At 57.9% G+C, this 7,689-nt stretch carries 5 protein-coding genes and 2 pseudogenes; 4 read left to right on the forward strand and 3 right to left on the reverse strand.

All coding sequences use genetic code 11. The annotated features are described in order from the left end of the window. The 3 genes from FEV53_RS22065 to FEV53_RS18990 all read left to right on the forward strand — a co-directional run. A partial coding sequence (locus FEV53_RS22065) for a hypothetical protein (protein ID WP_342778319.1) occupies positions 1–1,311 on the forward strand: 1,311 nt, incomplete at its 5' end. Positions 1,312–1,507: 196 nt separating this feature from the next. Continuing rightward, positions 1,508–3,190 (forward strand): glycosyltransferase family 4 protein, encoded by a 1,683-nt coding sequence (locus FEV53_RS18985; RefSeq protein ID WP_142836262.1) that lies wholly within the window; start codon positions 1,508–1,510, stop codon positions 3,188–3,190. Positions 3,191–3,264: 74 nt separating this feature from the next. After that, the gene (locus FEV53_RS18990) at positions 3,265–5,115 is read left to right on the forward strand and encodes a sulfotransferase (RefSeq protein WP_185962332.1); all 1,851 of its coding nucleotides are present in this window, start codon (positions 3,265–3,267) and stop codon (positions 5,113–5,115) included. Positions 5,116–5,176: 61 nt separating this feature from the next. On the opposite strand, the gene FEV53_RS18995 is transcribed toward FEV53_RS18990, so the two are convergent. Then, positions 5,177–5,818, reverse strand: a complete 642-nt coding sequence (locus FEV53_RS18995) for a class I SAM-dependent methyltransferase (protein ID WP_142836264.1) — start codon at positions 5,816–5,818, stop codon at positions 5,177–5,179. Between the two features lie 443 nt (positions 5,819–6,261). Here FEV53_RS18995 and FEV53_RS19000 point away from each other — a divergent pair, with 443 nt between their 5' ends. Further along, on the forward strand, positions 6,262–6,453 hold the full coding sequence (locus FEV53_RS19000; RefSeq protein ID WP_142836265.1) for an IS3 family transposase: 192 nt from the start codon (positions 6,262–6,264) through the stop codon (positions 6,451–6,453). A 2-nt stretch (positions 6,454–6,455) separates the two neighbouring features. Here FEV53_RS19000 and FEV53_RS19005 read toward each other — a convergent pair. Beyond that, positions 6,456–7,364 (reverse strand): annotated as a pseudogene (locus FEV53_RS19005) (IS481 family transposase); the annotation flags it as partial. Between the two features lie 133 nt (positions 7,365–7,497). Beyond that, positions 7,498–7,689, reverse strand: a pseudogene (locus tag FEV53_RS19010) (IS110 family transposase); the annotation flags it as partial.

The raw sequence follows: 7,689 nt of genomic DNA on the forward strand, positions 1-7,689 counted from the left end.
ATCCGAGAGACGGTATGTGTCCAGCTGGTCTTTCGAGATATCGATACCGATGATATCCTGCATCTGTCTTTTCCTTACCTCTGCTTGTCATGCAGGCCCAAAGCCCTGCTATCCGTTCAGGTCATGAGAAAAGACGGGGGCGATCACACTACCGCACGGCCCAGAACGGCCGACCCATTCCCGATCCGTCCCCCGCCGCTTCCCGGCATGTTTGGGGAGCCGGGAAGCGGCTCCCTTATCGCAAAGGAGCCGAGGGAAGTCATAAGACAAGCCCTTCAGGCGCGGCATCTCAGCTGGTACATTCATGGCGACCGGCTAAACACCCTCGGCTGCGTCTGCAAGTTGGCAATCCCGCCATACCATCACCAGCGCCGCTATTTGGCCGTCTGTTATCTGACAACAGCAGAGGCGGCAAAAAATGGGTTGGAAAATGATTGCGCAAGGTCAACAATCTGGCTGCCCGGAAGCCGGGACGAAGATAAAGCACACAGCCGTCCGACAGGCCGGACCATCATGATGGATGCAAGCGTGGAATTTCAAATCAACTACATTCGCGATCAGGATGACCCGCGCTCGGGCCCTGTTCAAATCGGTTGGACCCTGGCGGATGACGCCTCTGCCCCAAAGCTGTTGTTCTACCCACCGGAGCGGGTTCGCAGTCCTGATGTCAGCCGCACGCATGCCAAGTCTGCCTCGCGCTGTCCGGCCATCATCAACCTGGAAAGCCGATATTTCCTCGTCCGCTGCCCCTTTGATCTCCATCTTGTTTTCAAGCGTGACGCGGACGGGCGCCCCGCCCTGGTGCTGCCGGATGGAAAGATGGCGGCGGTCCGAAAATCCAAGATGGACAGACAACTTGCCATGGTCGCGGAGTCAGAATGGCGGTATCCCGACCGCCCGACGATCCAGCTGAAGCTGCCGTATCTTTTCTTTGCGGATGAGCCAGTTTATATGTCGCAGATTGCGCCCTTCATGAATTATATCAATCCACCCTGGCCGGGCACGATCTTCGGCGGACGCTTCCCTATCATGAACTGGCCCAGGCCGCTGATGTGGGCCTTTGAGTGGCGCGACCTGAAGCAGCCGTTGAAGATCAGGCGCGGCGATCCGCTGTTTTATCTCCATTTCGAGGTGGATCGGCCTGACCGTGCAATTCAGATGCTCGAATCTGAACTGACACCCGAAGTTCAGACATATCTGGACCACATCAGTGGTGCGGTGAATTTCGCTAATCAGACGTTCTCGCTTTTCGATCAGGCGGCGCGGGTCCGGCCGCAGCGACTGGTGGTGCCCAAAAAAAACGCGACCTGAGAGAGATGCCGCTGATCGGGGGCCAAACGCCATGGCCCCCGCTGAACAGCATCCGTGTGATCGGCCATTTAGCGCATCGCGCGCCGTCCTCGACCGCAGATGCATCGGTGACAGTGGGTCCGAATGGACGCTCAGCTCGCCAATATAGACCGCCAACCCCTCATGTGGTAGTGGCGAAAAACCGGATGACCTGGCTATGGATGACACGCAAATGACCGCCGATCGCAATGCTGCCATCTGGTATGCAAGGGATGGTTTTGACCCCGGAAAGATGGGCATGAACGGGCGACGGGTAGCTGGGGAGAGCTTTTTGGAAGGCTTTCTCACCCATGCCGATGTCGATGCTTTTATGGGGATGAGTTCATCGCAAGCGGGGCTTCGTCAGTTCCGCGAACTTGCCGCGAAGAAAGCCGGTCGTCGGCCTATCCACCTGTACATGCTGGACAATCTGTCACCTCAACCGCCTGTCTCTACCGTCTTTTTCCCATCGCCCACAATCGCCAAAGAGGCATGGCGCCGCTTTGATGCAGGTCAGACGGCCTTTAGTATCTGTGGGATAACGCATACGACATCGACCGCGGCTGTCCTGCAGCAATTTTTCGATTTGCGCATGGCTCCGGTCGAACCCTGGGACGCAATCATCTGCACGTCCCGGGCTGTGCAGGCGTCGGTCAATTGGCAGATCGATCAGATAGACGCTTATATCGAGCGCCGCTTTGGCTATTCCCCGCCGCCACGGCCTCAATTGCCGATAATACCTCTAGGCCTGAACCAATCCCAGATTACCGCGCCGGAATCAGCTGGCGTAAAGCTGCGCAAAATGCTTGGCATCGCACCAGAGACACGCGTCGCAATGACTATGTCGCGGCTTTCGGTCGCGGAAAAGTTCGATCCGCTACCGATCTATCGTGCGCTTCACCTCGCACAGTCAGAGTTTGACGGCGATATCGCACTGATACTCTGCGGCTATTTCTCCTCAGAAACGGATGAAGACATCTTTCGCAAAGGGGCTGCACGCTATATGCCCGACGTTGCGTTGCATGTCGTTGACGGCAAGGATGACGCGCTCAAGAGAGCAGCCTTCTCTGCTTCTGATCTGTTCCTGTTCGGCATTGATAATATTCAGGAAACGTTTGGGCTTGCTCCGATAGAGGCGATGGCCGCAGGTCTGCCACAGATTGTGAGCGATTGGGACGGTCTGAAGGATACGGTCACGCCTGATGTCGGATTCCGGATCCCCACGATCCTTGCAGAAGGGTTGGATCGCGGTCGAACAGATATGCGGCGCTACATTCAGGGGATCGACGGCTATCACAACTATCTGTCCAAGACAGCCGCCCGGACAGTGATCGATGTCAGAGCCTTTGCCGACAGGATACTGCTGCTGGCGCAAGACCGCGACCTGGCGCGAAAAATGGGACGCGCGGCGAAAGATCGCGTTCGCCGTCACTTCGACTGGTCCGTGATCATCCCACAATATCAGAGCCTGTGGGAAACATTGTCACAGATGCGCCGCCGCGCGCCGGCCGCCGTGGGCGACCGGTACAATGGGCTGGTGTCGCCCATCGCGCCGCCTGCCGTTGATGTGTTCCACAGCTACCCGTCGCAGATCGGCTTGCCCCTTTCGACCCGCGTCAGTGCCAGCCATTGCGATGCCGAAACAACCTCGCAAGCGATTGCCGAACTCGCCAGCTTGCGCAACGCCCCGATTAACGGCCGTGCGATACAGGCGACCCAAGGGATCTGGCGCAGCTGTCATGACGCCGGCAAGCCGATATCGATCTATGATATCGGGGCGCAGTGTGGCATTCGGCCGGCGGCCTCCGAGCAGCTGATCGCCTGGCTCTTGAAATACGATTTTCTGCGGATCGTGCCATGACGCAATCTTTGGCGGAATCGACAGCCCTGCTGGATGAGGCAGATCAGTGTTTTCAGCAGGGGCAGATATCGCAGGTGGTTGCGAAGATCAGTCAGATCGCCGATCCCCGCCACCTGCCACCCAAGGAGTATTCCCGCTTTGTTTTCTTGACCTTCGGTGCGGCGCTGTATGGTTTTGGCGACTTGGAGCGCGTGCGTCACATGAATGCCAGGTTCGTCGGCAAGACTTGGGCTCCGATGCGCTATCGCTTGGCGCTGCGCCAAAAGGACTTTGCCACCGCCGCACGCATCCGTCGTCACCCCGGAATAACCGACAAAGAGCGGTGGGATTTCCGCTGTACCATGGGTCTGCACCTGATCTGGTTGCACCGCTACGCCTGGGGCTTTCACTTTTATCAGGATCGATGGCGCGCGATCAATTTTCCCAAGATTCTGCCCTCGAAACTGCGCTATCATCCTGTGGGCGATCCAACCGATGATCCGCCGCTCGTCGTGCTGGAACAGGGCGTCGGCGAATGCCTTCTGGCACTGATGCATCTGCGTGCCGCACCGCCTCGACAGATCGCTGCCCTGCCTAAATTCCGCACGCTCATACAGCGAGTCCTGCCCGAAAGCCGCTTTTTTCCAAGCTCGGATCTCCCTGAAGAGCTGAGCGGCGCGCCCGCGATCTGCTCTGCCGATCTGTTCGGGCGGGCGTGGCGGCAGACTGGCACTTTCAAGCCACCGTCCAGCTTGACGACACCCATCCGCGATCAGGGAGCGAAGCCTGTCTATGGGATCTGCTGGCGCGGCGGGTCGGGACAGAATCGCAGGGAAGAGCGGCAAATCCCACTGCATCTGTTTCTAGATCTGCTGCCGCACGAAGGGCGCTATGTGCCACTGCAGTTCGATCTCACAGCCAGTGAGCGGGCGCTTTTGGCCAAGGATCGGCGCGTGCAGCCCCCATTGATCAATGTCACGAAAAGTCCTGATATTGTCTTGCAGCTCGTTCGGCGTCTGGCAGGAGTCATTTCGATCGACAGTGCAAACTGGCATTTCGCAGCTGCTGCCGATGTTCCTTTCCTGGCCTTGATGAACCGGCGCGCGCATTGGTTCTGGGGGCCGGATGCGGACGCCGCCTGGACCTATCCGACCGCCACGACCATCAAAAAGACCGATCTGTCGCAGGACCGTGCGCGACAATGGATGCATCAGGCCGAGCGCGCCTTTAGCCAACGTCCAGTTCCGATGCCGGTGCCGCTGGCAAATCATGGGCGGCGTCCGATCCTTGTTGCCGGTCTACCGCGCAGCCGGACGTCAATGACGATGCGCATTCTGGCCGCCCACGGCGTCTGGGTCGGCGAGACGATGCAGGCGACCTCCGCCAATCCCCATGGTTTTTTCGAAAATCTGGTTCTGAAAAACAGTGTGCTGAAGAAACTGCTAAAGGAACTGGGTGCCGATCCCAACGGCGTAGAGCCGTTGCCGGACAGCTCGAACATGCCGGTGCTTCCAGGCTTGGATCAGCGGCTGTTACAGGCTCTGACAGATCAGGGGTATGATGGCGCGCGCCCTTGGGCGTTCAAGGATCCCAAGCTGACACTGCTTTGGCCCATCTTCGCAAGCGCGTTTCCCGACGCGCATTGGATCATCCCGCAGCGTGATCGGCAGGCCGTTATCGACAGTCTTAGTAAAGTGCATTTCATGCGTCGGCACTCATCCGATCCCGAATATTGGGCGATGTTCTGCGCGGCCTATCAGCAGCGTTTGGACGCGTTGGCCCGCTCGGGCGCGCGAGTGAGCGTCATTGACACGGATGCGCTTGTCAAAGGCGACCACGCCGCACTGTCCGAAGTGATAAGAGCGGCAGGGGTGCCCCCCGAACCGGATGTTTTCAGGACTGCCATAGATCCGGCTCTTGCGCGCCAGACTAAGGCGCAGCCATGACGTATCAGGAAACCGAACGTGACCTGTTGTGCGAATGGACAACCAGCAGCTTGCAGATGCGTTACCGGACATACCCCGCTTCGCGATTGATATCAGAAAAGCGAAAAGGAGGTACCTGGGTCACCTTATTGTAAGCGCTCGAGTAATAAAGCGCGACCATGATATCGGGATATGCGCTCGAAACGACTTCGATCGCGCCGCGCCACCAATCCAGTGAACGTAACGTGATATGCGCGTTTTCTCCTGTTGGCAGCAGTGCATTTGCCGGATACCCCGCGATATTCAGCACAACCAGTTTGTCGGAAAGTCTGAATATTTCATCAAGGACGTAACCGACATCGGCGAGATAGATGTGCTCCAGAACATCGAAGGACACGACGGCATCCACCGAACTGCGCTGATCCAGTGCGTGCGCGGGCTCAAAGATACAATACTCTGATATACCGACAAAATCAGCGAGCGAGCCACCCTCCGGAACCTCCTTGTCGAACCAGCTTGTTCTGCCCCCACCGTAGTCAAGCACAGATCGAATACCACAATGAGCAAACAGCGATTTCAACTGCCGCCTGAACTTCGCAGCCTCCTGAACGCCATACCCGGCATCGGGTGAGACACGATCGCCCTTCCGACGTTCGAAACCCTCATGGGCCATTTCAGTATAAAGTCCAATGAGTGCGTTATATTTCTCTGACTTGCTGAACATCTACTGAAAACCTTTCCTATATGTGCCCTGTGACCCGACACCCCTGCAGCTTTGCGGACACTCCGTCGCTGGGTGTACCGCGCAACAGCCCAGCACCGCCACTGATGGCTGGACCCTCCCGGCCCATAATCTTCCGCACACCGGTGGGGCCTCCACAGATCGGCAGGGCGGCCGCATGACTTTACGGTGTCGGACGCTGTGTTCCCGGCTCTGTCTATCTCACGGAAAGTTTGGCGCCGCCGTTAGAGGCCCCGACTTCCATAGACGCTTCATGGGCTTGTAGCGCAGTGCGGTTTCCTACTGCAAGTCGAGTTGTGATCAAAGGAACAGCTGGTCGTTAACTGTCATATCCCGGAAGGTAGTCTGGCTTTTTACTGAACAACTCCGGCCTCACAGGCTGCTGAAGCTACAGGTCTCCGACAACATCTGGGCGATTCACACCATTGGAGAACTTCTTTGCGTCGCTCAAAAAGAAGCTGGTCCACTGCCAACGTTTCACGAGCCACACGTCAGCCAAGGTCGCTATCTTCGAGTACATTGGGGTCTTCTACAACCGCCAGCGCCGCCATACAGCCGCCGGCGACCAGACACCGGCAGAAGCGTTCACAGGAATGATTTGGAAAATGGCAGCGTAGGTGTCACATCCCGAGAGGTAGTATGGCTGATTTTTGAACAGCTCAGGTCTGAGTTTGTGCCAGTCCTTCATCGCCTGGAGGGGCGTTCTGGTCGCCAATGCTGACTGCGGCAGCTGCTGATTGTAGAGCGTGACATAGCGCAGAATGGTCTGCTCAAGATCCTCGCCGCTCTGGAATCCATGGCTTTGCAGGACGTCTTCGATCCGTCCGTTGAACCGCTCGACCATACCATTTGTCTGCGGCCGCATCGGTGGCGTGAGACGGTGCTCGATGCCAAGATCGGCGCAGAGCTGGTCGAACTCATGCTGTCCCGTGGCCGCGCGCTTGCGCAAGCCAAACAGCCGGTCGGTGAAAGCCTTTCCGTTGTCGGTCAGCACCCGGGTGATCTTCATCGGTGCCGCCCGCGCCTGGTCACGCAAGAAACGGCGCGCATTGGCGGCGGTTTGTGTTGGGCAGATGCGCACGAAGACCCAGCGGATCGCTCTGTCGATGGCAACAAAGAGGTACCGTCGTCGGTCCTCATCGGCCATCTGCGGCAGGTATTTGATGTCGATATGCAGATAGCCTGGCTCATATGCCTTGAAGGAGCTGTGTGCTGGCTTTGCGTCTTTCGGCTTCAGGTCGCACAGGTTGCCCAAACCATGACGGCGCAGGCAGCGATCGGGACCGGACGGCGATAGATGTGGGTTCAAGAACTCCCGCACCACGCCGAGCAGGTCGTCCAAAGGCAGGAGCAGGGTCGTTCGCAATGCGACAGCAACAGCCTCCTGTGCCGGGGTCAATGTCGTCTGAAGTCGGTGCGGCGTGTGGCTCAAATCCTGGACGCTGCCGCGCTTGCGCCACTTCGAGACGGTCTGCTCAGATATCCCGTAGCGTTCCGCCACCTGATCTTCGTCCCGTTTTCCGGACATTCTGATTTTTGACTCTACGCTGCGATTGATCAGCCCCACCTGAGTGGTCCAATTTGATTGTGAGTGCATGACGGGCCTCCGGTCCATCGTGACGACGGTTTCCGGAGCCGGTGGGCGGTAGTATCCGTCTTGGTCAAGCGGAGCGTTCATCCCATTTTCGGCCGTCACGCAACAGGGCGTTGGCGAGCAGGATGAGTTTGCGCATGACTGCCGTGATGGCGAGTTTTGGTGGTTTTCCCTTGTCCAGCAAGGCTTGGTACTTGCGCTTGAGATCGGCGTTGAACCTGACTGCGACCAATGCGGGCATGAAGATTGCAGATCGCAG

The sequence above is a fragment of the Palleronia caenipelagi genome (assembly GCF_007004065.1).
Lineage (GTDB): Bacteria > Pseudomonadota > Alphaproteobacteria > Rhodobacterales > Rhodobacteraceae > Palleronia > Palleronia caenipelagi.